This window comes from Pseudomonas sp. TH04, from assembly GCF_016651355.1.
GTDB classification, from domain to species: Bacteria; Pseudomonadota; Gammaproteobacteria; order Pseudomonadales; family Pseudomonadaceae; genus Aquipseudomonas; species Aquipseudomonas fluorescens.
The window spans coordinates 679,870-702,789 of record NZ_JAEKEA010000001.1 but is presented as its reverse complement, the minus strand read 5'-3'; the positions used below and the strand labels follow the sequence as shown (position 1 = coordinate 702,789).

Here is a 22,920-nt window from a genome sequence, read left to right as displayed (position 1 = left end):
TATGGCGGTTTTGAAAATTGAAGGTTTGGAATTGTCTCTATTTCTCGACAAATTGTCAGGTGTCGTTGATTTCGATAAAGACTTACCGAAGAATATCTATTTTGCGGAAAATCTGTCATTTTGGTTTTTTGAGCGACCGCTGCTTGATTTTCATGAGCTTTTTTTGGGGTTGATTTCTGAAAGCCTTTGTAGTTTTGAATCGGATGTCTTTATAAAGTTTTCAGGAGGCGAACAGTTAGCTGGTTCCTGCTTCTCTATTGGTGGAAGTGATGCGGGTAAAGACGCTTGCTGGATAACTAAAGGGTTCGAAGATTTTTTTAAAGGTACTGTTGGGTATCCGATTATTATATGTAATGGGAGATTTGATTGGCTTGCGTATGAAAGCGCGAACGAAGAGTATGGCGTTATTGCTTTGAGGGGTGTAGATCGAAAAACAAGACTCTATAATTATTTAAATGCTAATTTCATTTCCTTGGATGAGTTAGCTGAGTTGGAAGCTGGTTCCTTGGCAGAAAGTGTAATTGCAAAAGCGTTGATTTCCTCGTATCGCCGTTAGTTTGGAAAAATGGGGTCAGACCCTGAGGAACCCCCGATTTTTCTTACGAAAAATCAAGAAGTTGGAATTATTGAAGAAGCCTGCATGAGTCGGCAACTTGGTTTGCACCACACAAAAACAAGATCCCCGACCCATGCAAGCCATCCGATTTTTACACAGAGCGCTCGCTCAAGCACTGCCTTCAATCCATTCTCGTCGCCTGACAACACTGATGAGTTGTGTCAGTTCGTTACTGCAAGGCCGCCGCTTGACGCTGACAGCGCTCGGACGTTTTATGCCAGGTCAGGCGTACCCCAAACATGCGATAAAGCGGGTTGATCGGTTGCTGGGCAATCAACACCTCAGAGCAGAGCGCCCGCTGTTCTACTGGGTGATCCTGCGGGCGTTGCTAGGGTCGATGAAGCATCCATTAATCTTGGTCGACTGGTCCCGAATTGATGCTCCCGGCAACGCGTTTTTGTTGAGAGCCGCGATACCGCTGGCGGGGCGCTCATTTCCTATTTAAAAGAAAAACGGGGTCAGACCCTGAGGGATCCCCGATTTTTCTTACGAAAAATCAAGAGGTTGGAATATTGAAGAGGCCTGCATGAGTCGGCAACTTGGTTTGCACCACACAAAAACAAGAACCCGAACCCATGCAGGCCATTCGATTTTTACACAGAGCGCTCGCTCAAGCACTGCCTTCAATCCATTCTCGCCGCCTGACAACGCTGATGAGTTGTGTCAGTTCATTACTGCAAGGCCGTCGCCTCACGCTGACAGCGCTGGGACGTTTTATGCCAGGTCAGGCGTATCCAAAACACGCGATCAAGCGAGTGGATCGATTGTTGGGCAATCAACATCTGAGAGCAGAGCGGCCATTGTTCTACTGGGTCATGCTGCGCGCATTGTTGGGCTCTCTGAAGCATCCTTTAATCTTGGTCGACTGGTCGAGAATTGATGCACCTGGCGACGCCTTCTTGTTGAGGGCTGCAGTCCCGTTTGCGGGACGCTCGTTTCCTATCTACGAAAGCGTTCATGAGCGCGAGGGTTGCCCGAAATATCAAAGCCGCCTGCTCAAAATGTTGGCCGAATTATTGCCTGATGGATGCGTCCCAGTCCTGGTCACTGATGCAGGTTTTCGTCGCCCCTGGATGAAGGCCGTAGCGGCGCAGGGCTGGTATTACGTGGCTCGCATACGAAATCGTGAGCTATATCGTGGTGACGAAAATGAGTGGCTACCCGTGAAAAATTTGTATGCGTTGGCCACCTCGTCACCCAAGTCGATTGGCCGGGTCGAGATGACACGTAGCGCTCCACACTTGATCGATTTGTACTGCGTGCGACATTCAGCCAAGGGCCGCAAGCATCAACGAGTGACTGGCTCAATCGCCAAAAGTAAGCTCAGCCGACAGTCAGCCAGGCGTGAACGGGAGCCATGGTTGCTTGCCAGCAATCTGAAGCAAGACGAATGGAATCCAGCAAAAATCGTGGCGATTTATAAGCGCCGTATGCAGATCGAAGAAGGCTTCCGAGATGTAAAAAGTGAGCATCTGGGATTAGGCCTGAATCTACATCGAAGCCATTGTCCAAAGCGCATTGAGGTGTTGTTGTTGATTGCTGCATTGGCCAACTACCTTCTCTTTTTAACAGGGCTGCTGGCACGAGAAAGCGGTTTGGAACGACGCTACCAAAGCAACAGCGTCAAAGAAAAGCGAGTGCTCTCATTGTGGCGACTAGGCTTGGAATACTGGCGAAGCTGCACAGATTTTGGAGGCCGAGGACACTTGGAAATAGTGGAGCGGGCTCTGCGTGATGAGGTGTGACATCAAGCGCAGAGCTTAGGGTAAATTTGTGGGGATCCCTCAGGGTCAGACCACTATTGTTCTCCCAGAGTGGGACGTGTCGTTTTACCAAACTATCCTCATCACGTTGTGTGGCCAAGCCCACGCAAGGCATCAAAGTGCTGACCCACGCACAACGCTTCACGTCTTCATCCCCATGGCCGACACCCTGGCGATGATTAAACGCATCAAAGAACCCGCGCCGGCCAATCGCCGGGGCTCTCAATCCGCTCTACCGTCACACCACAAGGAAGAAGTACATGATCAAGCTGTTCTGCAAAGCTGCTGTTGTATTGTCCCTGGCCACGCTGTTTGGCTGCTCCTCGACGCCGTCGGTGGAGAAGATGCAGGCTGACGTGGCGAACTACTCGTTGCCCAAGGCCGCGGTCGCCGATAAAGGCCTGGTGTATGTCGTACGCCCAAGCAACGTGGGGATGATGGTGCGGTTCAACGTGTTCCTGGATGACAAGGAAGCCGACTCGGAGATGGGTTACAACCGTGGTAACCAGTACATTTATTTCTTCGTGACGCCGGGTCAGCACGTGATCAGTTCTAAAGCTGAAAACTGGGCTGACATGCCGATCAACGTCAAGGCCGGTGAGGTGGTTTACCTCAAGCAGGAAGTCGAAATGGGCTTCGCCGTGGCGCGCAACAGCCTCAAAGTGCTGAGCGATGTGGAAGGCCGTTATCTGGTCAAGGACGCGTCGTTGGGTACCGTGGCAAAAGAAAGCAAGTGAGTTAAAAAAGCGCTTGAGGCGGCCGGGCGCAGAGCTCGGCCGTTGTTGCTGTTTACATAAGACGGAGTGACACCGTATGGACGCAATTGCCCCCGCTAAACGGCCGACCATTCTGGCCAGCATCGGCCGTCGCCTGCTGGCCCGAATCATCGACTCTGGCATCGCGGTGCTGATCTTTTTCATCGTCAAGTTCAGCGCCGAGGTGCTGTCGGCGTTCGTCCCCGCCGTGACGGCCAAGGGCGGGTTCCTTGCGGCGTTTTTCGCAGGTTTTGCCTACCTCTTGCTCGCAGATGCACTGCCCAATGGCCAGAGCCTGGGCAAGCGGTTACTGAGCATCGCGGTCGTCGACCGTAAAACCCGTGAGGGCTGCTGCATTTCTCAGTCATTTACCCGCAATGCCGGGGTGCTGATGATCATCGACTGGGTGTGGATTTTTCTTGAGTCCAGAACCCGCCTCGGCGATATGTTTGCCAAGACCATCGTGATTCAAACCGGCAACTTGACCAAGGTACGCAGTCTTGCCGACATCTATGACGACGGGAAGCTCGGCACTGCTTGAGGGTGGTGGCTCAGGTTTCAACGTGTTGGTTAACACGAAAAATGGGGTCAGACCCTGAGGGATCCCCACAAATTTACCCTAAGCTCTGCGCTTGATGTCACACCTCATCACGCAGAGCCCGCTCCACTATTTCCAAGTGTCCTCGGCCTCCAAAATCTGTGCAGCTTCGCCAGTATTCCAAGCCTAGTCGCCACAATGAGAGCACTCGCTTTTCTTTGACGCTGTTGCTTTGGTAGCGTCGTTCCAAACCGCTTTCTCGTGCCAGCAGCCCTGTTAAAAAGAGAAGGTAGTTGGCCAATGCAGCAATCAACAACAACACCTCAATGCGCTTTGGACAATGGCTTCGATGTAGATTCAGGCCTAATCCCAGATGCTCACTTTTTACATCTCGGAAGCCTTCTTCGATCTGCATACGGCGCTTATAAATCGCCACGATTTTTGCTGGATTCCATTCGTCTTGCTTCAGATTGCTGGCAAGCAACCATGGCTCCCGTTCACGCCTGGCTGACTGTCGGCTGAGCTTACTTTTGGCGATTGAGCCAGTCACTCGTTGATGCTTGCGGCCCTTGGCTGAATGTCGCACGCAGTACAAATCGATCAAGTGTGGAGCGCTACGTGTCATCTCGACCCGGCCAATCGACTTGGGTGACGAGGTGGCCAACGCATACAAATTTTTCACGGGTAGCCACTCATTTTCGTCACCACGATATAGCTCACGATTTCGTATGCGAGCCACGTAATACCAGCCCTGCGCCGCTACGGCCTTCATCCAGGGGCGACGAAAACCTGCATCAGTGACCAGGACTGGGACGCATCCATCAGGCAATAATTCGGCCAACATTTTGAGCAGGCGGCTTTGATATTTCGGGCAACCCTCGCGCTCATGAACGCTTTCGTAGATAGGAAACGAGCGTCCCGCAAACGGGACTGCAGCCCTCAACAAGAAGGCGTCGCCAGGTGCATCAATTCTCGACCAGTCGACCAAGATTAAAGGATGCTTCAGAGAGCCCAACAATGCGCGCAGCATGACCCAGTAGAACAATGGCCGCTCTGCTCTCAGATGTTGATTGCCCAACAATCGATCCACTCGCTTGATCGCGTGTTTTGGATACGCCTGACCTGGCATAAAACGTCCCAGCGCTGTCAGCGTGAGGCGACGGCCTTGCAGTAATGAACTGACACAACTCATCAGCGTTGTCAGGCGGCGAGAATGGATTGAAGGCAGTGCTTGAGCGAGCGCTCTGTGTAAAAATCGAATGGCCTGCATGGGTTCGGGTTCTTGTTTTTGTGTGGTGCAAACCAAGTTGCCGACTCATGCAGGCCTCTTCAATATTCCAACCTCTTGATTTTTCGTAAGAAAAATCGGGGATCCCTCAGGGTCTGACCCCTATTTTCCCCAACGCCGCCGCGTCAAAGGCACCGAGCAAACCACCCTGCAATACGGCTCGAACGTGGACGTGGGCGGTAACCTCGCCATCGACGCCCGCCGCGACATCGCCGTGGTCGCCAGCACCGTCAGCGCCGCCAAAGACCTCAGCGTCAAAGCCGGCGAAAACCTGACCCTGGCCGCCGCCGCCAACGAACAACACGACTACTCAAAAGGCAAAAAAGGCGGCACCAAAACCACCACCCAACTCGACAACGTCACCCAACAAAGTGCGGAACTGAAAGCCGGCGGCGACCTGATAGCTGTCGCCGGTACCGACCTGACGCTGGTCGCCAGCAAGATCAGCGCGGGCAACGAAGCCTACGTGCATGCCGATAACGAACTGCAACTGCTGGCCGCGCAAGACAGCAACTATTCGCTGTACGACATGAGCAAAAAGGGCGGTTGGGGCAGCAAGAAAACCCAGCGTGATGAAGTGACCGATGTGAAGAATGTCGGGAGCGAGATCAAGACGGGGGGCAACCTGACGCTGGAGAGCGGTGGGGATCAGAAGTATCAAGCGGCGAAGCTCGACAGTGGCGGGGATATTGCGATTGTCAGTGGTGGGGCGGTGACGTTTGAGGCGGTGAAGGATTTGCGGCAGGAGAGTCATGAGAAGAGCAATAACAATGCCTTCTGGGTGTCTTCCAAAGGCAAAGGCAACACCGACGAGACGTTGCGCCAGACCCAAATGGTTGCCGAGGGCAGCATCGCGATCAAGGCGGTCGAAGGCCTGAAGATTGACGTCAATCAGGTCAATCAACAGACCGTCAGCCAATCCATTGATGCGATGGTCAAGGCTGATCCCCAGTTGGCGTGGATCAAGGACGCCGAGGCAAGGGGTGATGTGGACTGGAGGCAGGTCAAGGAGATTCATGACAGCTTCAAGTACAGCAACTCGGGGTTGGGGCCGGCTTCGCAGATCATTATTGCGATTGTGATGGCGGCGGTGGTTGGGCCTATGGCGGCAGCTGCAGCGGGTGGCGGTACGGCAGGGGCGGTAGCTGGGGCTGTGGCGTCGGGAGCCTCCACCAACGCAAGCGTCAGCGTCGTCAATAATCGCGGCAACCTGGGCGCAGTGCTTAAGGATGTGACTTCTTCGGATGCGATGAAGGGGTATGTGATTGCGGGTGCTACAGCAGGCCTGACCGCTGCTTATTTTGGTGATTGGACGGGTACTCAAACAAACACAATCACTGGGAAAGTTACGACGCAAGGTCTGCTGAATACTTGGAGTGGTGTCGGTAAATTTGCTGCCAACCAGACATTGCAAAGCGGCACGTCCATGCTGCTGGGCAAGGCGCTGGGACAGGGCGGTAGCGCTAGCGATGCGTTGAAAGGCGCGCTGTTCAATACACTGGCGGCAGCGAGTTTCAACCTGGTGGGTAATTACACCCAAGGTGTAGTTGCCGATGGATCTGCACCCAAAATTGCGATTCACGCGATGGTCGGTGGTTTGCTGGCTGAAGCTACGGGCGGCGACTTCAAAACCGGTGCGCTGGCTGCGGGCGCGAATGAGGCGCTGGTTACTCATCTGAATACTCTGGTCAAAGGCAATGAAGAATTGCTGACGATGAGTTCGCAGATTGTCGGTGTGCTGGCGGCGGCGGGGCAGAAGGATGCAGATGCGGCCGCCATGGAGAAGGGGGCTTGGGTCGCGAAGAATGCTACGCAGTACAACTACCTGGGCGAGCATCAAAAGTCTCAGAGAGCGAAAGAGCTGGCAGAAAGCGAAGATGCACTAGAAAGACTCAGGATCAATACGAAGTGGGAATTGATCGACGCCGGGCAGGACGCCAGCTTTGCGGGTGGGGCAGTGGTTGGCGTGCCGGAAGGGCTACTTGATACGGTCAAGGGCATCTTGGAAGTTGCCGGCAGCCCGATACAGACGTTTCGGGCGTTGAGGTCCGTGCTTGAAAGCGAGGATGTGCTGGGTCATGTCTCGGACACTATGAAGCAGTCCTACATCGAACGAATTGACAATCTGCAATCGGAGTATGAACGAGCCGGGGCGAGTGGATCGTTTAACGCAGGGCGTGAAGCCGGGAAGCTGATAAGCGACGTTGTGGCGCTAGGGACGGGGGTTGGGGGAGCGCTCAAAAGCGGGGCCTTGCTCGTCGAAAAGGTCACTGCTAAGGTTGTTAAGGCTGAGTTGACGGTAGTAAAAGCGACGGGCGCAGCTGAAGTGCCGGCTACTTCTGCGATTGCGCGTGTTGGGCTGAGAGACGATCTGGCTGCCCAAGCAGGGATTCCTCGAAATATTGCTGAATCGCCGTCGAGCATGTGGGGTAAGTCGATTGATGACATCAAGCAGTCGTTAACGCTTGATGGTGCGAGCCTTACGCCGAAAGCACCATTGGCTGGTACTTCAGGTAAAGCACAGGTCTTTAACGTTGAAGGACACCCGACAATAAAAGAGGTAGAGTTTCATCCGGGCGGTGGAACCCACGGTGATAGTCCGTACTATAAGCTTGTTAGTACTGAGAAGGTTGGCAATAAAAATATAGAAATACGGGTAATTGATCCGTCGCCTGATTTTAGTCCAGGCACTATTACGCGTTATCAACAATACTATGATACCCAAGGAAATCGTCTGAAATATGAGGGCGGTGAGTGGAAGGGTTGGAACTGATATATGAGAAATTTATTCCCTGATTTGTACGCTGACCTTATTCCAGGTATATCAGCAGCAGGATTTTCTTTGGGTGAGTCATTTTCCAATGTTAGCGAAGAGGTTGGGGAGGTTGAGTGGTACGGTCCGGAAGTACCTGTTCGTGATATTCTCCTTAAGAATAACTCTTGGGTCGGAATTAAGAGGCGGATCGGTTTTGGTAATGAACTTTTATTTTCATATCGATTTATGAATGAGGTGGTCTCGCTGTACTTTGAGAATGCAGGAAGGCTTTATAGAATTTCCGTAGGTGCAGGGTATTTTGGGAGATTTAATAGTGTCAGCGTGGGAGATGATCTTCGGAGCTTGGAAAGGGAGTTTGATGTTTTGTTTAATGATGCGGATGATGACTTTCTTCTGAAGAAATTCGGAAGCATATTGACGGGGATTAGTTTTGTTACGGACTACAGAGCTTCCTTAGAAGATGCGCCAGAACAAGTTATCAAGTTTATATCGATACACGACTGGTCCCTTCGATAAAACATTGAGCGGATCACGTTTTTCATAAGTCCATCAAAATAAAGGAGAAATGGGGTCAGAGAAATGGGTCAGACGCTGAGTGGTCCAGCGGCGCAGGCCGCCGCAGAAAAAGCCTTTGCCCAAAAAGGCTTTGACGTATCAGGGAAGTACGTAGAAAAAGTATGGGTGCCAACTCTTGGTAACCCTAGATCAGGTGCGTGGGTGCCAAAAAGTGAGTGACACAATTAGACAGTTTGATAAGCTTTGCGAAGCTGCTATGGCCGCTTATAGTGAAGAGTTAGATGTCTCCTATGAAGAGTCTTTGTTGCAAATATTGCAGAAAAACGGGGTCAGACCCTGAGGAATCCCCGTAATAGCAAGACTGGAGAAATAACAAACTCCTTTATCACTATGCCGCGGAGGACAAACTGATGGCTAGCTTGGCTTGGCTTGAGAGCCTAAAGGAGTCATTTGCTTCAACTGGTCTGGATTATGAAGACCTTTACGAATTGATAGAGGCTTCTATGGCGAGGGGGAGGACTAATTTTCCAGCGTTTATCTATGACGCTTCGCGGGGAGTTGGCTTCTCTGTGAGTGAAGGATTTTTTTACTCTCTTGATCAGGACTGGGACGATCCAGAAGATTTCAGTGAGGTCAGTTTCTTTTTGGGCGAAGTGGAAACTTCAAGTATCCCAGTGCCAGACTACGTTTCCCTGATGAAAATTGCAGCTGATGTTTACTCTACTTTCTTTCCTGATGATGGGGGCAGTGTTCTAAGGTCTGTGGAGAGATTAGAAGAGCGTTACTCGAAGAAGTCTCCAGTCTAGTTGGGGAACGTTTATTCAAGATCAAGAAGCGCTCAATCTACCGGCAGAGGAAAAATGGGGTCAGACCACTATTCTTCCGGCGAGGGCCCAACGGGGCGGTAATCGCTAATGAGTTTAGTGGGTACTACTGGAAGAGCTGGACGCCTGAGGTCAGAGCTAAATTTGAGCAGACTCTTAAGCAGTACGATCTCAATGTCAAACATCATCATGGAATGTAATTTATGAAAAAATGTGAAAAAATGGGGTCAGACCACTATTCTTCTAACGGAGCACTAAACGTGGTCTAACCGCTGTTTTTTTGTAGAAAAATGGGGTCAGACCACTATTCTTCCTGAGCTTGAAGCTCGAGGAGGCGGTGGGTTCTTGAGCAGCGTTGATGATGCTCAAAAAGTACTAGACGCTTACCGCATAGGGCAGGTTAAGATTTTAGGTAAGAATGCTCAAGGGTTTTCGGTGGTCAAGTTTGAAGGCGTAACCGGCACTAACGTTAACGCTGGCGTTGGTATAACCGCTCAGCCAACTAATGTCTTTATCATCAAAGGTACAAAAAGCCCAAGTATTGTCCCTGCTAACCCTAATTGGACTCAGAAATGAATGCAGAAGCTGAATTGAAAACTTGGAATTTCCAAGTCTTAATGCTTGTTCAAGCGATGCTGGGGGCAGTTACTCCAAACTTCAGGATGGTGGTATTGTCTTGTGAAGATGATGTTTGGTTAATTAGATTTTATCTTGAAGAAAATATAGAGGATGATATTGATGAGGTCGAAGATATCATATGTCAATATACTGCTTATCAGGACTCAAATTTAAAATGCAAGTCGGAAATTTTGGTCGGCAACGAAGACCTACCTAGCTTGTCGGAAGCTGAGAGGGTCGTTTATCGTCGAAAAGAGTAATTTTTACTTGGTCCAATGAAAAACGGGGTCAGACCACTATTCTTCTGACGGAGCACTAAACGTGGTCTGACCCCTATTTTCCTCTTGTGTGGTGCAAACCAAGTTGCCGACTCATGCAGGCCTCTTCAATATTCCAACTTCTTGATTTTCGGTAAGATAAATCGGGGATCCCTCAGGGTCTGACCCCTATTTTTCTTCAAAAGCAATTGATAATTCAGTCATAGGGAAGCCAAGAGTCGGGAGCGCAAATAAACTTCCTGATGGCCAGCACGGATTTAATGACATAATTGATAACTATGCTGGTGATGCAGCTAAATTTGAGATACCAACCAAAGGACCAGGTGGCGAGGTGGTTAGGGTGTCAGAGTTAAGGCAGATTGAAGGCAGCAATAACGGAGTTGGTGGGGTTTTTGAATGGATTGTTGATGAAGGCAACGTGACTCATCGGCGCTTTATTCCCGGTGGTCAAGTAACTGGCCTGCCTAACCAAATTCCGAAAAAATAAGGAGAAGGTAATGTCCCCACTTGGTGTATTGATTAGTTTGGGTTTGGCTTGTTGGTCAACCATTTTTTTGGGATTTAGAAAGCGCTGGATAAGGCGAGAAGATATTTTTGAGTTTGCCATGAATCAGCTTTTAAATGGTTGCGAAAGCGAGCGCGTTGCCATCATTGCTGGAGGCGAATATTTAAGCGATGAAGAACTTCTTGAGGTTGTCTCAAAACAAATGGAGATGACGAACCTTCTTGCCGAAATTGAAAAGTGGCGTTTAGCTTTTCTACTTTGTATTGATACGTCGAATGACAGTGACGAAAATAAAATAAATAGACTTCAGGAAGTCTATGCGGACTTTGATTATCCGGAAGATATGGCTTCGTGCAGTATTTACTCTCAGGATGGTGTCGACCCGCTTGTAGCAATGAGCCGAGTTGTGGAAAAACTAAGAGAGAGGTTTTTGCTCCAATAATTTGATGGTGCAAAAGCGACAGGAGCTGCCGGCGAAAGTGCAGACGCCATGCGCCGATTGGACTATGAAGGTGCTCCCTATCACGGAAAAGTCGATAATGCAGTTAAGAGCCGAGAAAAATGGGGTCAGACTACTATTCTTCTGACGGAGCACTAAATGTGGTCTGACCCTGAGGGATCCCCACAAATTTACCCTAAGCTCTGCGCTTGATGGCACACCTCATCACGCAGAGCCCGCTCCACTATTTCCAAGTGTCCTCGGCCTCCAAAATCTGTGCAGCTTCGCCAGTATTCCAAGCCTAGTCGCCACAATGAGAGCACTCGCTTTTCTTTGACGCTGTTGCTTTGGTAGCGTCGTTCCAAACCGCTTTCTCGTGCCTGCAGCCCTGTTAAAAAGAGAAGGTAGTTGGCCAAAGCAGCAATCAACAACAGCGCCTCAATGCGCTTTGGACAATGGCTTCGATGCAGATTCAGGCCTAATCCCAGGTGCTCACTTTTTACATCTCGGAAGCCTTCTTCGATCTGCATACGGCGCTTATAAATCGCTACGATTTTTGCTGGATTCCATTCGTCTTGCTTCAGATTGCTGGCAAGCAACCATGGCTCCCGTTCACGCCTGGCTGACTGTCGGCTGAGCTTACTTTTGGCGATTGAGCCGGTCACTCGTTGATGCTTGCGGCCCTTGGCTGAATGTCGCACGCAGTACAAATCGATCAAGTGTGGAGCGCTACGTGTCATCTCGACCCGGCCAATCGACTTGGGTGACGAGGTGGCCAACGCATACAAATTTTTCACGGGTAGCCACTCATTTTCGTCACCCCGATATAGCTCACGATTTCGTATGCGGGCCACGTAATACCAGCCCTGCGCGGCCACTGCTTTCATCCATGGGCGCCGGAAACCTGCATCGGTAACCATCACTGGAACACATCCATCGGGCAGTAGTTCAGCCAGTGTTTTGAGCAGGCGGTTTTGATATTTGGGGCAACCCTCGCGCTCATGAACACTTTCATAAATAGGAAATGAGCGCCCCGCCAGCGGTATCGCGGCTCTCAACAAAAACGCGTTGCCGGGAGCATCAATTCGGGACCAGTCGACCAAGATTAATGGATGCTTCATCGACCCTAGCAACGCCCGCAGGATCACCCAGTAGAACAGCGGGCGCTCTGCTCTGAGGTGTTGATTGCCCAGCAACCGATCAACCCGCTTGATCGCATGTTTGGGGTACGCCTGACCTGGCATAAAACGTCCGAGCGCTGTCAGCGTCAAGCGGCGGCCTTGCAGTAACGAACTGACACAACTCATCAGTGTTGTCAGGCGACGAGAATGGATTGAAGGCAGTGCTTGAGCGAGCGCTCTGTGTAAAAATCGGATGGCTTGCATGGGTCGGGGATCTTGTTTTTGTGTGGTGCAAACCAAGTTGCCGACTCATGCAGGCTTCTTCAATAATTCCAACTTCTTGATTTTTCGTAAGAAAAATCGGGGATTCCTCAGGGTCAGACCACTATTCATCTGGCGGTGCATTAAACGTGGTCTGACCCTGAGGGATCCCCACAAATTTACTCCAAGCTCTGCGCTTGATGATGCAAAAAATGCGGTCAGACCACTAGTCTACTGGCGGAGCACTAAACGTGGTCTGACCCTTATTTTTACGACAACAGTGAGTGTCCAATGTGGGAGCTGGTTTGCCTGCGATGCAAACACCTCGGTTTTTCTGACAGACCCAAGTGATGCCATCGCAGGCAAGCCAGCTCCCACCTTTGTTTTGTGCCGTGTCAGGGGCGCTGGCTTATGCCCTGGGCTGCAGGCAATCCAGTGCGCGGTCGGCAAGTGTGCGGGCCATGTCGATCAGGTGTTCGGTTGCGCCAGCCATATGGTGTTGATCGCCGCTCAGGCCTTGGGTGATGTCGGCAGCGGTGGCCGCAGCACAGCGCAGCAGGTTGCAGATTTGGGCGAGGGCGTCTTCGAAGCTTAGGTCTTGATTCACGGTAAAAGATTGCGGTGAAGCGGGTTGCAGATAGTGACTCAGGGCGCGATCAAAGATCTTGCGGTCGGGGGTGAAGCGAGTTGAATCCGAATGGCTTTTGCTCATACATAAGCTCCTGATAAGGGGGCCTACTTGTTCTCAGGTTTCCACTCCTGTTCGCTGATAGGCAGCGACAGAGCGAAGGCTAGCCAGTGGCGTGAGCAGGCGCAAGGCCAAAGGATTGTCTAGGAAACTTCCTGCAAATTAAAGCGATATGGATTGCTGGCCTTTGACCATGCATGGCGAGCGGGCAACACCGATCAAATGTGGGGGCTGGCTTGCCTGCGATAACGCCGGGCCGGCCAGCACATTTGTCACTGGAAGACCGCCATCGCAGGCAAGTTAGCTCCCACCTTTCAGATCGTGATCAGGCCAGGTAATTGTGGAACCAGCCGAGGGTTCTTTCCCACGCCAGATTCGCCGCCGCCTCGTCATACCGTGGCGTTGAATCATTATGAAAGCCATGATTGGCGCCTTTGTAGATATACGCCTCATAGGTCGTGCCTGCGGCCTTCAGCGCTTTCTCATACGCCGGCCAGCCCTCGTTGATCCGCGTGTCCAACTCGCCGTAATGCAGCATGATCGGTGCTTTTATGCGTGGCACGTCCTTGGCCTCTGGTTGGCGCCCGTAAAACGACACCGCCGCACCCAATTCCGGATAAGCCACCGCCGCCGCATTGGTCACGCCGCCGCCATAACAGAAGCCGGTAATCCCGACTTTGCCGGTGCTGCTGTCGTGGTGCATCAGCCATTCGATGGCGGCGAAGAAGTCGTTCATGAGTTTGGTGGGGTCGACTTTTTGTTGCAGTTCCACGCCTTTTTCATCGTTGCCGGGGTAGCCGCCCACGGAGGTGAGGCCGTCGGGTGCCAGGGCGATGAAGCCGGCTTTGGCCAGGCGCCGGGCGACGTCTTCGATGTAGGGGTTCAAGCCGCGGTTTTCGTGCACCACCACCACGGCGGGCAGTTTGCCGCTGGCCTTGGCCGGGCGTACGAGGTAGCCGCGCACGGTGCCGTTGCCTTTGGGCGAGGGGTAGGTGATGTAGTCGGCGACGATGTCCGGGTCGGTGAATTTGACCTGTTCGGCCAGCGCATAGTTGGGGCTCAGGGCCGCCAGCAGCGCCGAGGCAGTGAGGCCACCGAAGGTGAACAGCGCGGCGCGGTCGAGAAATTCGCGGCGGTTGAGCTTGCCGTGGGCGTAGCCGTCGTAGAGTTCCAGCAGTTCGGGGGCAAAGTCTTTCGCGGTGAGACGAGTCATCGGAGCAGTCCTCGATTAGCGGTGGTCATCACTGTAGACCAGGATCAACTGTCGCGGCCATGGGCGGCGGCGGCCAGTTGCCCGGTGTCGACGCGCACGAACACCGAGTCGCCGACGGCGGTGAGCACGTCACCGGCGTACACCTCGCAGACCACGCGGCTTTTACGCCCCACGTCACCTTCGACCCGTGCGCGCAGGCTCAGCGTTACGCCCATCGGCGTCGGCTTGATGAATTTGATCCCCAGGTTGCCGGTCACGCAGTCGATGCGCGGCAGGCTGCCGGGCGCGCGTTGTTCGGCGCGGTAGTGGTAGGCCATGGCGGTCCAGTTGGAATGGCAGTCGACCAGCATGGCGATCAGGCCGCCGTAGACCAGGTCGGGCCAGCCGCTGTATTTGGCGTCCGGCTGATGCTCGGCAATTACATGGACGCCATCGGTGTCCCAGCGGCTTTTGATGTGCAGGCCGTGCGGGTTGCTGCCGCCGCAGCCGTAGCAAATGCCTTCGGGGGCGGTGGTGTCCTGCAGAGAAGGGGTGTGCATGCAAAGTCCTTATTGTGCTGGGGCGACTACTCTGTTTAACAGGACAAACGCCCGATGGGAATACATCCATGGCGTGGCGTGTAAGCTCAGCACGCGTGTTCTTTTCTCCTGCGGAGTTTTCCATGAAGCGTCGAACGCACCCGGTCGTCATGCTGGCTCTGGTTGTGGGTTGGTTTTCCAATGCCCAGGCCGTGGAGTACAAAGACGTCAACCGCACGGCCAGCCAGATCAGCTTTACCTTCCAGCAATTCGGGCAGCGGGTGTACGGCACCTTCAGCGACTTCGAGGGCACCTTGACCTTCGATACGCAAAAGCCCGAGGCGGCGCACGCATTGCTGAAGATCCACCTCGCCAGTATCGATGCCGGCAGCCAGGACGCCAACACCCGGTTGCAGCAACCGGCGTGGTTCGACACCGCAACCTATCCGGTGGGCGTGTATGAATCCAACGGTGCCCGCGCGCTGGGCGACAACCGCTACAGGATCACCGGCAACCTGACGATCAAGGGCATTACGCGGCCGGTCAATATTGAGGTCGTGCTCAAGGAGCAAAGCGGTATCGGCGTGTTCGACGGTGAGTTCATCCTCAACCGCGACGACTTCAACATTGGTGAGGGCGAGTGGGCTGGTAATAGCGTGGTGTCCAACGGCATCAACATCAAATTCAAGATGGTCGCGCCACAACGCTAGGGCCGTTAACGGGCGAACCGCTTCGCGCCGGCCACGCAGCCGATCACCGCGACCGTCACCAGCACCATGCCCAGGCTGACCGGCTCATGCAGCAGGCCCGCCGCCAATGCCAGCCCGAAGAACGGTTGCAGCAACTGCAACTGGCCGACGGCGGCAATGCCGCCTTGGGCCAGGCCGCGATACCAGAACACAAAGCCGATCAGCATGCTGAACAGTGCCACATAACCCAGGCTCAGCCAGGCCGGCAGGCTGATCCCGGCCAGGGTCGACGGCGCCAGGATCAGGCTCAAGGGCGCCACCACCGGCAGCGACACCACCAACGCCCAGCAGATCACCTGCCAGCCACCCAGGCTGCGCGAGAGCTTGGCGCCTTCGGCGTAACCCAGACCGCAGGCCAACACCGCCAACAGCATCAGCACGTCACCGGCAGGGGCGGCGCTCAAGCCTTGGGCCACGGCGTAGCCCATCACCAGCAGGCTGCCCAGGCTCGAAAATAACCAGAACACCGGGCGCGGACGCTCGCCGCCGCGCAGCACGCCAAACACTGCCGTGGCGAGCGGCAGTAAGCCGATAAACACAATCGAATGGGCGGAAGTGACGTATTGCAAGGCCAGCGCGGTGAGCAAGGGAAAGCCGACCACAACGCCGAGCGACACGATTACCAGGGGCAGCCATTGATGACGCGCGGGGCGCTTCGCCTGGAACAGCCGCAGCAGGCATAAACCCAGCACGGCGGCGAGGGTGGCGCGGAGCATGGTCAGGAACACCGGGTCGAATTCCATCACCGCCAAGCGTGTGGCCGGCAATGAACCGCTGAAAATCACGACGCCGATAAAACCGTTGATCCACCCTTGGGTGCTGCTGTCGAGGGGGTTGAGCGCTGAGGTACGTTCCATGGGCTGTGCTCGAAAGGAAGGGTTGCGTGACGGGCATCCTAGGGTCGAATATCAGCACAATCAAAAAATTGTCATGGATACACCGCCTATGCCGCGCGCCCGCTATAAGTCGCTGGTCGACACCTTCGCCGAGGACATCCGCAGCGGGGTTTTGCCGCCCGGCACGCGCCTGCCCACCCACCGGCAACTGGCCGCCGACCACCGCCTGGCACTGGTGACCGCGAGCCGGGTGTACGCCGAACTTGAGGCCATGGGCCTGGTCAGCGGTGAAACCGGCCGTGGCACGTTTGTCCGCGAGATCGCGTTGCCGCCAGGGCAGGGCAGTGGGCAGATGAGCGTCGCGACGGGGATGCTCGACCTTAACTTCAACTACCCGTCGCTGCCGGGGCAGGCGGAGCTGTTGCGCACGGCCTTGCGCCAATTGGCGTTGTCGGGCGATCTGGAAGCGTTGCTGCGTTACCAGCCCCATGCCGGCCGTTTGCACGAGCGCGCCGCCATGGCCCGCCATCTGGTGAGCCGAGGGCTGGCGGTGGAGGCCGAGCAGGTGCTGGTGGTCAGCGGCGCCCAGCACGGTTTGGCGGTGGCGATGATGGCGTTGCTCAAGCCGGGGGATGTGATCGCCGTCGACGCGTTGACGTATTCGGGGTTCAAGGTGCTGGCGGAAACCTTGCACCTGGAAATCGTCGCCATCGCGGTCACTGCCCACGGCCCGGACCTGGCGGCTTTGCAACGCCTGTGTCGCCAGCGGCCGGTGCGCGCCGTGTACAGCATGCCGACCCTGCATAACCCGTTGGGTTGGGTGATGAGCCTGGAGCAACGAACACAACTGGTGGCCATCGCCCGCCAGCACCATCTGATGGTGATCGAGGATGCGGCCTACGCCTACCTGGCCGAGGACGCACCGCCGCCACTGGCAGCCCTGGCGCCGGAACGCACGGTGTACGTCGGCGGTTTTTCCAAGAGCGTCGCCACCGGCTTGCGCGTCGGTTTTGTTGCGGCGCCTGCGGCATGGGTAAAGGCGATTGAACGCACCATCATGGCCACCACCTGGAACGTGCCCGGGGTGATGAGCGCGATTGCCGTCGCCTGGATCGAGGACGGCACCGTCGCCCGCCTGGAAGCGCAAAAGCGCCAGGATGCCCAGGCACGACAAGCCTTGGCCGCGCAGGTGTTGGCCGGGGTGGATTACATCAGCCACCCCTCGTCGTATTTTTTGTGGTTGCCGCTGCAAGAAGAGGCGCGGGCCGATCAGGTCGCCATGACCCTGCAACGCGAGGGCATTTCGGTGTCCACCGCCGAGCCGTTTGCCGTCTCGGCGTGTGTACCGCATGCGCTGCGCCTGGCACTGGGCTCGGTGGACATGGCGGCGCTACGCACGGCACTGGTGCGCGTGCGCAGAGTGGTGCAGTGGTGAGCCGAGCTTGGGCGGCTCACCGCGGTCATCAGTATTTGTACGCCTGACGCCCGATCAGCAGCCACTTGCCTTTTTGCTTTTGCCAGACCTGAAAGTTGTCGATGTCGGTCGGCACGTCGACGCCGCTGTTCACGGCCAGGGCGTGAAAGTGGTTGCGCACCAGTGCCGTGTCGCCGTCCAGGGTGATGGTCTGGTTTTGCATTTCCAGGGTCTTGAAGGCGCTGGTGTGGGTTTCCAGATCGGCGATGAACTGCGCCTTGTCCTGCACTTTGCCACTGGAATGGCCGTAGGTGAGTTTGTCGGACGTCAGCGCGTGCAGCGTCTTGAGGTCCAGGTGCAGCATGGCTTGGGTCAGTTGGTCGACCGCTTGAGCCACCTCCTTTTCAGCGGCGGCGGGCGCCGCTGCGACGTACCCGGAAAACAGGCACAGAAAACCGATCAGCAGTTTGACGTTTGGCATGGGTGTTTCCTTATTGTTGTTGGGGGCGCTACGACCACTTTAGTCGTCGTACAACCATGCAATATTTTCGTCAACGAAGGAAAGTGAAATTTTGATAAGTCAAAAAAAGGTAAGAATTAAAGGGTTCATGGAAATTCGACTGACTCGTACGACATCCCAACACATTAAATAAGTGTCAAGGCGTTCGCGTGCCGCTTCCTGCACCAGTAGCACATCGCTATGCTACTGGCGAAACAACCACTCGGCCGAGGTGCAAAATGGATTTTGACTGGCACAGCGGCGTCATGACCCGTGCCACCCCCGTGACGCCACACTACAAAAATACCCAAAAAGTTCGCCGATTCATGCTTGAACACTGCGGCCCGGCGTTCAAGTTCGACCGGCCGTTGATGGCCTGGATTCGCAACGACATTCCCAAGACGCTGGGCGATGTGGTGGATGAATGGCAACGTCGCCAGGAGGATTCACGCGTATGACACCGGATCAGAAATACCAGGCTGCGCAAGAGCGCATCGGCTATCGATTGGAAGCATTCAAAATCGGCGGCAACTACACGCCGCTGGTACGCGACGGTAACCACCTGTACATCAGTGGCCAGATTCCGCGTGTCGGCGACACCATCGTACTGCCGGGAAAAGTCGGCGAAAGCCTGACCCTGGCACAGGCGCAAATCGCGGCCAGTATCAGCGCATTGCGTTGCCTGGGGCTGCTCAAGCAGGCCTTGGGTTCGCTGGATCAGGTCAAGGCAATCCCGCGCATTGCGGTGTACGTGCGCAGTGCTGAAGATTTCGACCAGCAGAGCGAAGTGGCCAATGCGGCCTCCGACTTGCTGCATGAAATCCTCGGTGCCGCCGGGGCGCACACACGCACATCGGTGGGTGTGATGCAGCTGCCCAAATCAGCGGCGGTTGAAATCGAAATGCTGGCCATTGCTCACACTTAACCTGCGGGAATAACCGTTGATGATTACCGCAGGCTGGGTGGTGCTGGTCAACTATGCGCGCTACCTGGCACCCGGCGTGTTGCTGTTTGGCCTGTGGTTTGCGCTGACGCCCAGAGCGTTGTCCGCGCTACGCATCCTTATCTTGCTGATGGCATTTGTGTTGCTGCGTGATGCGCTGACGCCGTTGGGCATCTGGTCGTTGAGCGGCGAGGTGCAGATTGCATTCAGCGGCAATGCCTTTGTGTTGGCGGCGCTGGGTGGTTTATCGCTGCTATCGATTGTTGTGCTTGCACGGATAGCGCCGGAGCTGTGGCAGTGGGTGCGCGGGACCATCGGCAACCCGGCGGTTGGCCTGGCTGTTGCACTGGCGGTGGGCTGTTTGATCGGCGTGCCGCTGAGGCTTTACCAAGGCATCGAGGCTTCCGCGATCCCCGGCTACTGGGTGTGGCTGCCGGGCATGGTGGTGTTGGCCTATGGTGCCAATGCGTTGGAAGAGGTGCTGTTTCGCGGTTTTTTACAGGGCTATCTGGAGCAGCAGGTCACACCGTTGCGGGCAGCGTTGATCAGCGGCGTGGCCTTCGCAGCCTGTCATGCTTTCCTGGCCTTGAGCGTCACCCAACTGGGCTGGCCGGTGTTGCTGTTTACCCTGATCGAAGGCTTGGCGTGCGCATTGGTGCGCATGCGTTATGGCGTGTTGCCGGCGACGCTCGCCCACGGCACCGCCATCCTGCTGATTGCCGTGCCCTACATGGCCTGATCCGAAACACAGCTCCCACCGAGCTCGACTTGAAATACAGTCAAAATGTGGGAGCGGGCTTGCTCGCGAAGACGGTCTGCCAGTCACCTGATGCATCGCCCGACACTCCGCTTTCGCGAGCAAGCCCGCTCCCACAGGTTGATCGCGTTCAGGCCGTTGTGGCGCTGCATGCCCTGATCTAAAACACAGCTCCCACCGAGCTCGACTTGAAATACAGTCAAAATGTGGGAGCGGGCTTGCTCGCGAAGACGGTGTGCCAGTCACCTGATGCATCACCTGACACTCCGCTTTCGCGAGCAAGCCCGCTCCTCCAGGTTGATCGCGTTCAGGCCGTTGTGGCGCTACATGGCTTGATCTGAAACACAGCTCCCACCGAGCTCGACTTGAAATACAGTCAAAATGTGGGAGCGGGCTTGCTCGCGAAGACAGTCTGCCAGTCACCTGATGCATCAGCTGACACTCCGCTTTCGCGAGCAAGCCCGCTCCCCCAGGTTGATCGCGTTCAGGCCGTTATGGCGCTACATGCCCTGATCTAAAACACAGCTCCCACCGAGCTCGACTTGAAATACAGTCAAAATGTGGGAGCGCGCTTGCTCGCGAAGACGGTGTGTCAGTCACCTGATGCATCACCTGACACTCCGCTTTCGCGAGCAAGCCCGCTCCCACAGGTTGATCGCGTTCAGGCCGTAGTGGCACTGCATGCCCTGATCTAAAACACAGCTCCCACCGAACTCGACTTGAAATACAGTCAAAATGTGGGAGCGGGCTTGCTCGCGAAGACGGTCTGCCAGTAACCTGATGCATCGCCTGACACTCCGCTTTCGCGAGCAAGCCCGCTCCCCCAGGTTGATCGCGTTCAGGCCGTTGTGGCACTGCATGCCCTGATCTAAAACACAGCTCCCACCGAGCTCGACTTGAAATACAGTCAAAATGTGGGAGCGGGCTTGCTCGCGAAGACGGTCTGCCAGTCACCTGATGCATCGCCTGACACTCCGCTTTCGCGAGCAAGCCTGCTCCCCCAGGTTGATCGCGTTCAGGCCGTTATGGCGCTACATGCCCTGATCTAAAACACAGCTCCCACCGAGCTCGACTTGAAATACAGTCAAAATGTGGGAGCGGGCTTGCTCGCGAAGACGGTCTGCCAGTCACCTGATGCATCGCCTGACACTCCGCTTTCGCGAGCAAGCCCGCTCCCCCAGGTTGATCGCGTTCAGGCCGTTGTGGCGCTACATGGCTTGATCTGAAACACAGCCAGCCCCCACAATTTCTACAGCGGCGGTGTGCGCGGCGGAATCAGGCGTTTGCTGCCGGTGGCTTCATACGCGCTGGCAAAGCTCAGCAGCGCCGAGTCATCGTACGCCCGCCCGGCAAAGGTCAGGCCGACCGGCATGCCGATATCGGCCATCACGCCCATCGGTACGGTGACGGTGGGCACGCCCAGGTGGCGGATGGCGAGGTTGCCGTTGGCGACCCAGACGCCATTGCTCCAGGCGATGTCGGCACTGGCTTCATTCACGTCGGCATCGGCCGGGCCCACATCGGCCACGGTCGGGAACAGCACGGCGTCGAGGCCCAGGTTGTCCATCCAGTCTTCCAGGTCCAGGCGCCGGGTCTGCTCCAGGCCACGCAGGCCATCCGGCACGGTGCTGATCTCGTTCCATGGCGTAATGCCGCGTTCGGCCATGCGCACGTATTCGTCCATGCCGGCGGCCAGGTCATCTTCACGGTTGGGCAAGGTGCCCGGGTCATGGGGGAAGATCTGCGGCCCATCGACGTCCGCCAGGCGGTTCAGCGCGGGGTCGCCGTTGGCGCGCAGGAAGTCATCGAAGGCCCAGGCCGACAGTTCCCACAATTCATCGTGCAGGAATGCCTTGGACACCAGGCCGCGGGTAAACACCGTCGGCGCGCCGGGGCGGTCGCCTTCGCAATTGGACACCAGCGGGAAGTCCACCTCGATGACTTCGGCACCGGCGGCTTCCAGTGCCTGGCGTGCGGCATGCCACAGGTCGATGACGCTGGCCCGGGTGTTGATCTTTTGCCCGGTCGGCCCGCCGATTCCGGGTTTTTCGCTGGTGCCGGCCTCGGGGTCAGCGTTGATGTACATGCGCGGCACACCGAAACGTTTACCGGCCAGGGCCTCGCTATTGACGGCCAGTTCGGCGTACGACGCCGGGCGCACCGAGGCCACGCTCGGGATCGGCACCCAGGGTTGCAGGCGCCACAGGTCGCCACGGGTGTCGGGGTCTTCGGCGACCACCACGTCGAGCACTTCCAGCAGGTCGGCCATGGTGCGCGCATACGGCACCACGACGTCCATGGTCGGGGTCAACGGCCAGTTGCCGCGCACCGAAATCACCCCACGAGAAGGGGTGTAGGCGCACAGGCCATTGTTGGACGCCGGGCCACGCCCGCTTGACCAGGTTTCTTCCGCCACGCCGAATGCCGCGAAGCTGGCCGCCGTGGCGGTGCCGGCGCCGTTGGACGAGCCGGAAGCGAATGGCGCGGTGAGGTAGTCGGCGTTATACGGGCTTTCGGCGCGCCCATAGACCCCACGTTGCATTCCACCATTGGCCATCGGCGGCATATTGGTCTTGCCCAGGCAGATGGCGCCACCGGCGCGCAGGCGTTCGATCGTGAACGCATCGCGCTGCGCGACGAGCTTGGCGAAGGCCGGGCTGCCCGAAGCCGCCGTCAGGCCCTTGACCAGGTAGCTGTCTTTGGCGGTGTAGGGAATGCCGTCCAATGGCCCCAGGGTTTTGCCCTGCGCCCGGCGTGCGTCGGACGCCTCGGCTTCTTTAAGGGCCTCGGGGTTGCGCACGACGACGGCGTTCAACGCGGTGGCGGTCTGCGGGCCGTCATAGGCATCAATCCGCGCCAGGTAGGCGTTTACCAGTTCAACGGCAGTGGTCTGGCCGGCTTCAAGCGCCGCGCGCAATTGGGCAATGGAGACTTCGGTAACTTGCATCACGTTTTTTTCGCCGCCTTCAAGTGGGAGGTATGGCGGCAGTCTACGGACAGATATT

At 55.8% G+C, this 22,920-nt stretch carries 22 protein-coding genes and 2 pseudogenes; 16 read left to right on the top strand and 8 right to left on the bottom strand.

What is annotated here, in order from left to right:
- The first annotated feature begins 1 nt into the window (after window position 1).
- From JFT85_RS03155 to JFT85_RS03135, 5 genes and pseudogenes are all read left to right on the top strand, one after another.
- Complete coding sequence (locus tag JFT85_RS03155; protein ID WP_069553838.1) at window positions 2-556, top strand: hypothetical protein; 555 nt, start codon at window positions 2-4, stop codon at window positions 554-556.
- A 133-nt stretch (window positions 557-689) separates the two neighbouring features.
- A pseudogene (locus JFT85_RS03150) lies at window positions 690-1,058 on the top strand (IS4 family transposase); the annotation flags it as partial.
- Between the two features lie 133 nt (window positions 1,059-1,191).
- Window positions 1,192-2,361: an IS4 family transposase gene (locus tag JFT85_RS03145; protein WP_069553850.1), complete on the top strand. Its 1,170-nt coding sequence runs from the start codon at window positions 1,192-1,194 to the stop codon at window positions 2,359-2,361.
- A gap of 362 nt (window positions 2,362-2,723) precedes the next feature.
- Window positions 2,724-3,116, top strand: coding sequence for a DUF2846 domain-containing protein (locus JFT85_RS03140; RefSeq protein ID WP_169876735.1), 393 nt, complete (start codon window positions 2,724-2,726; stop codon window positions 3,114-3,116).
- Window positions 3,117-3,192: 76 nt separating this feature from the next.
- On the top strand, window positions 3,193-3,675 hold the full coding sequence (locus JFT85_RS03135; RefSeq protein ID WP_069553853.1) for an RDD family protein: 483 nt from the start codon (window positions 3,193-3,195) through the stop codon (window positions 3,673-3,675).
- Window positions 3,676-3,772: 97 nt separating this feature from the next.
- Here the strand turns inward: JFT85_RS03135 and JFT85_RS03130 are convergent, their stop codons facing one another.
- Window positions 3,773-4,942, bottom strand: a complete 1,170-nt coding sequence (locus JFT85_RS03130; RefSeq protein WP_069553850.1) for an IS4 family transposase — start codon at window positions 4,940-4,942, stop codon at window positions 3,773-3,775.
- A gap of 130 nt (window positions 4,943-5,072) precedes the next feature.
- Here JFT85_RS03130 and JFT85_RS28585 point away from each other — a divergent pair.
- The 6 genes and pseudogenes from JFT85_RS28585 to JFT85_RS03100 all read left to right on the top strand — a co-directional run.
- Window positions 5,073-7,733: pseudogene (locus JFT85_RS28585) on the top strand (DUF637 domain-containing protein); the annotation flags it as partial.
- Between the two features lie 3 nt (window positions 7,734-7,736).
- Window positions 7,737-8,252, top strand: a complete 516-nt coding sequence (locus tag JFT85_RS03120; protein WP_053255810.1) for a hypothetical protein — start codon at window positions 7,737-7,739, stop codon at window positions 8,250-8,252.
- Window positions 8,253-8,662: 410 nt separating this feature from the next.
- Entirely contained in the window at window positions 8,663-9,058 is a 396-nt protein-coding gene (locus JFT85_RS03115) for a hypothetical protein (protein WP_053255811.1), read from the top strand.
- 363 nt (window positions 9,059-9,421) lie between these two features.
- Window positions 9,422-9,652: a hypothetical protein gene (locus tag JFT85_RS03110; RefSeq protein ID WP_155512284.1), complete on the top strand. Its 231-nt coding sequence runs from the start codon at window positions 9,422-9,424 to the stop codon at window positions 9,650-9,652.
- The gene (locus tag JFT85_RS03105; RefSeq protein ID WP_053255812.1) at window positions 9,649-9,954 is read left to right on the top strand and encodes a hypothetical protein; all 306 of its coding nucleotides are present in this window, start codon (window positions 9,649-9,651) and stop codon (window positions 9,952-9,954) included. Before JFT85_RS03110 ends, JFT85_RS03105 begins: the two co-directional genes overlap by 4 nt.
- Before the next feature lie 515 nt (window positions 9,955-10,469).
- Window positions 10,470-10,919 carry a DUF2247 family protein gene (locus JFT85_RS03100; protein WP_053255813.1) on the top strand — a complete coding sequence of 150 codons (450 nt, stop codon included), beginning with the start codon at window positions 10,470-10,472 and terminating at the stop codon, window positions 10,917-10,919.
- A gap of 188 nt (window positions 10,920-11,107) precedes the next feature.
- Here the strand turns inward: JFT85_RS03100 and JFT85_RS03095 are convergent, their stop codons facing one another.
- The 4 genes from JFT85_RS03095 to JFT85_RS03080 all read right to left on the bottom strand — a co-directional run bounded on the left by JFT85_RS03095 (window position 11,108) and on the right by JFT85_RS03080 (window position 14,738).
- Window positions 11,108-12,301, bottom strand: a complete 1,194-nt coding sequence (locus JFT85_RS03095) for an IS4 family transposase (protein ID WP_201229185.1) — start codon at window positions 12,299-12,301, stop codon at window positions 11,108-11,110.
- Window positions 12,302-12,707: 406 nt separating this feature from the next.
- The gene (locus JFT85_RS03090; protein WP_187602329.1) at window positions 12,708-13,010 is read right to left on the bottom strand and encodes a DUF6124 family protein; all 303 of its coding nucleotides are present in this window, start codon (window positions 13,008-13,010) and stop codon (window positions 12,708-12,710) included.
- Window positions 13,011-13,311: 301 nt separating this feature from the next.
- Window positions 13,312-14,199 carry a YghX family hydrolase gene (gene yghX / locus JFT85_RS03085; RefSeq protein ID WP_201229183.1) on the bottom strand — a complete coding sequence of 296 codons (888 nt, stop codon included), beginning with the start codon at window positions 14,197-14,199 and terminating at the stop codon, window positions 13,312-13,314.
- Between the two features lie 44 nt (window positions 14,200-14,243).
- Entirely contained in the window at window positions 14,244-14,738 is a 495-nt protein-coding gene (locus JFT85_RS03080) for a PaaI family thioesterase (RefSeq protein WP_053255815.1), read from the bottom strand.
- A 122-nt stretch (window positions 14,739-14,860) separates the two neighbouring features.
- Between JFT85_RS03080 and JFT85_RS03075 the strand changes: the two genes are divergently transcribed.
- Window positions 14,861-15,427, top strand: coding sequence for a YceI family protein (locus JFT85_RS03075; protein WP_187602326.1), 567 nt, complete (start codon window positions 14,861-14,863; stop codon window positions 15,425-15,427).
- A gap of 5 nt (window positions 15,428-15,432) precedes the next feature.
- Here JFT85_RS03075 and JFT85_RS03070 read toward each other — a convergent pair whose 3' ends face one another.
- Window positions 15,433-16,323, bottom strand: a complete 891-nt coding sequence (locus JFT85_RS03070; protein ID WP_187602325.1) for a DMT family transporter — start codon at window positions 16,321-16,323, stop codon at window positions 15,433-15,435.
- An 88-nt stretch (window positions 16,324-16,411) separates the two neighbouring features.
- Here JFT85_RS03070 and JFT85_RS03065 point away from each other — a divergent pair, with 88 nt between their 5' ends.
- Window positions 16,412-17,737: an aminotransferase-like domain-containing protein gene (locus JFT85_RS03065; protein WP_073637386.1), complete on the top strand. Its 1,326-nt coding sequence runs from the start codon at window positions 16,412-16,414 to the stop codon at window positions 17,735-17,737.
- Window positions 17,738-17,765: 28 nt separating this feature from the next.
- Here JFT85_RS03065 and JFT85_RS03060 read toward each other — a convergent pair whose 3' ends face one another.
- Window positions 17,766-18,197: a nuclear transport factor 2 family protein gene (locus JFT85_RS03060; RefSeq protein WP_069553704.1), complete on the bottom strand. Its 432-nt coding sequence runs from the start codon at window positions 18,195-18,197 to the stop codon at window positions 17,766-17,768.
- Window positions 18,198-18,454: 257 nt separating this feature from the next.
- On the opposite strand from JFT85_RS03060, the gene JFT85_RS03055 reads away from it, so the two are divergent.
- From JFT85_RS03055 to JFT85_RS03045, 3 genes are read left to right on the top strand one after another with little or no spacing between them, the layout of a single operon-like run.
- On the top strand, window positions 18,455-18,673 hold the full coding sequence (locus JFT85_RS03055) for a DUF6434 domain-containing protein (protein WP_053255820.1): 219 nt from the start codon (window positions 18,455-18,457) through the stop codon (window positions 18,671-18,673).
- Window positions 18,670-19,140, top strand: coding sequence for a RidA family protein (locus tag JFT85_RS03050; RefSeq protein WP_053255821.1), 471 nt, complete (start codon window positions 18,670-18,672; stop codon window positions 19,138-19,140). Before JFT85_RS03055 ends, JFT85_RS03050 begins: the two co-directional genes overlap by 4 nt.
- 19 nt (window positions 19,141-19,159) lie before the next feature.
- Window positions 19,160-19,897 (top strand): CPBP family intramembrane glutamic endopeptidase, encoded by a 738-nt coding sequence (locus tag JFT85_RS03045; RefSeq protein WP_201229181.1) that lies wholly within the window; start codon window positions 19,160-19,162, stop codon window positions 19,895-19,897.
- 1,267 nt (window positions 19,898-21,164) lie between these two features.
- Here JFT85_RS03045 and JFT85_RS03040 read toward each other — a convergent pair.
- Complete coding sequence (locus JFT85_RS03040) at window positions 21,165-22,865, bottom strand: amidase (protein ID WP_053255823.1); 1,701 nt, start codon at window positions 22,863-22,865, stop codon at window positions 21,165-21,167.
- Window positions 22,866-22,920 lie beyond the last annotated feature (55 nt).

What these genes read in the sequence shown, in the direction of transcription:
- yghX (WP_201229183.1), bottom strand. Translation starts at nt 14,199, where the DNA reads ATGACTCGTCTCACCGCGAAAGACTTTGCCCCCGAACTGCTGGAACTC.
- JFT85_RS03050 (WP_053255821.1), top strand. Translation starts at nt 18,670, where the DNA reads ATGACACCGGATCAGAAATACCAGGCTGCGCAAGAGCGCATCGGCTAT.
- JFT85_RS03130 (WP_069553850.1), bottom strand. Translation starts at nt 4,942, where the DNA reads ATGCAGGCCATTCGATTTTTACACAGAGCGCTCGCTCAAGCACTGCCT.
- JFT85_RS03100 (WP_053255813.1), top strand. Translation starts at nt 10,470, where the DNA reads ATGTCCCCACTTGGTGTATTGATTAGTTTGGGTTTGGCTTGTTGGTCA.
- JFT85_RS03080 (WP_053255815.1), bottom strand. Translation starts at nt 14,738, where the DNA reads ATGCACACCCCTTCTCTGCAGGACACCACCGCCCCCGAAGGCATTTGC.
- JFT85_RS03095 (WP_201229185.1), bottom strand. Translation starts at nt 12,301, where the DNA reads ATGCAAGCCATCCGATTTTTACACAGAGCGCTCGCTCAAGCACTGCCT.
- JFT85_RS03045 (WP_201229181.1), top strand. Translation starts at nt 19,160, where the DNA reads ATGATTACCGCAGGCTGGGTGGTGCTGGTCAACTATGCGCGCTACCTG.
- JFT85_RS03115 (WP_053255811.1), top strand. Translation starts at nt 8,663, where the DNA reads ATGGCTAGCTTGGCTTGGCTTGAGAGCCTAAAGGAGTCATTTGCTTCA.
- JFT85_RS03105 (WP_053255812.1), top strand. Translation starts at nt 9,649, where the DNA reads ATGAATGCAGAAGCTGAATTGAAAACTTGGAATTTCCAAGTCTTAATG.
- JFT85_RS03155 (WP_069553838.1), top strand. Translation starts at nt 2, where the DNA reads ATGGCGGTTTTGAAAATTGAAGGTTTGGAATTGTCTCTATTTCTCGAC.
- JFT85_RS03140 (WP_169876735.1), top strand. Translation starts at nt 2,724, where the DNA reads ATGCAGGCTGACGTGGCGAACTACTCGTTGCCCAAGGCCGCGGTCGCC.
- JFT85_RS03075 (WP_187602326.1), top strand. Translation starts at nt 14,861, where the DNA reads ATGAAGCGTCGAACGCACCCGGTCGTCATGCTGGCTCTGGTTGTGGGT.
- JFT85_RS03065 (WP_073637386.1), top strand. Translation starts at nt 16,412, where the DNA reads ATGCCGCGCGCCCGCTATAAGTCGCTGGTCGACACCTTCGCCGAGGAC.
- JFT85_RS03070 (WP_187602325.1), bottom strand. Translation starts at nt 16,323, where the DNA reads ATGGAACGTACCTCAGCGCTCAACCCCCTCGACAGCAGCACCCAAGGG.
- JFT85_RS03145 (WP_069553850.1), top strand. Translation starts at nt 1,192, where the DNA reads ATGCAGGCCATTCGATTTTTACACAGAGCGCTCGCTCAAGCACTGCCT.
- JFT85_RS03120 (WP_053255810.1), top strand. Translation starts at nt 7,737, where the DNA reads ATGAGAAATTTATTCCCTGATTTGTACGCTGACCTTATTCCAGGTATA.
- JFT85_RS03055 (WP_053255820.1), top strand. Translation starts at nt 18,455, where the DNA reads ATGGATTTTGACTGGCACAGCGGCGTCATGACCCGTGCCACCCCCGTG.
- JFT85_RS03135 (WP_069553853.1), top strand. Translation starts at nt 3,193, where the DNA reads ATGGACGCAATTGCCCCCGCTAAACGGCCGACCATTCTGGCCAGCATC.
- JFT85_RS03060 (WP_069553704.1), bottom strand. Translation starts at nt 18,197, where the DNA reads ATGCCAAACGTCAAACTGCTGATCGGTTTTCTGTGCCTGTTTTCCGGG.
- JFT85_RS03090 (WP_187602329.1), bottom strand. Translation starts at nt 13,010, where the DNA reads ATGAGCAAAAGCCATTCGGATTCAACTCGCTTCACCCCCGACCGCAAG.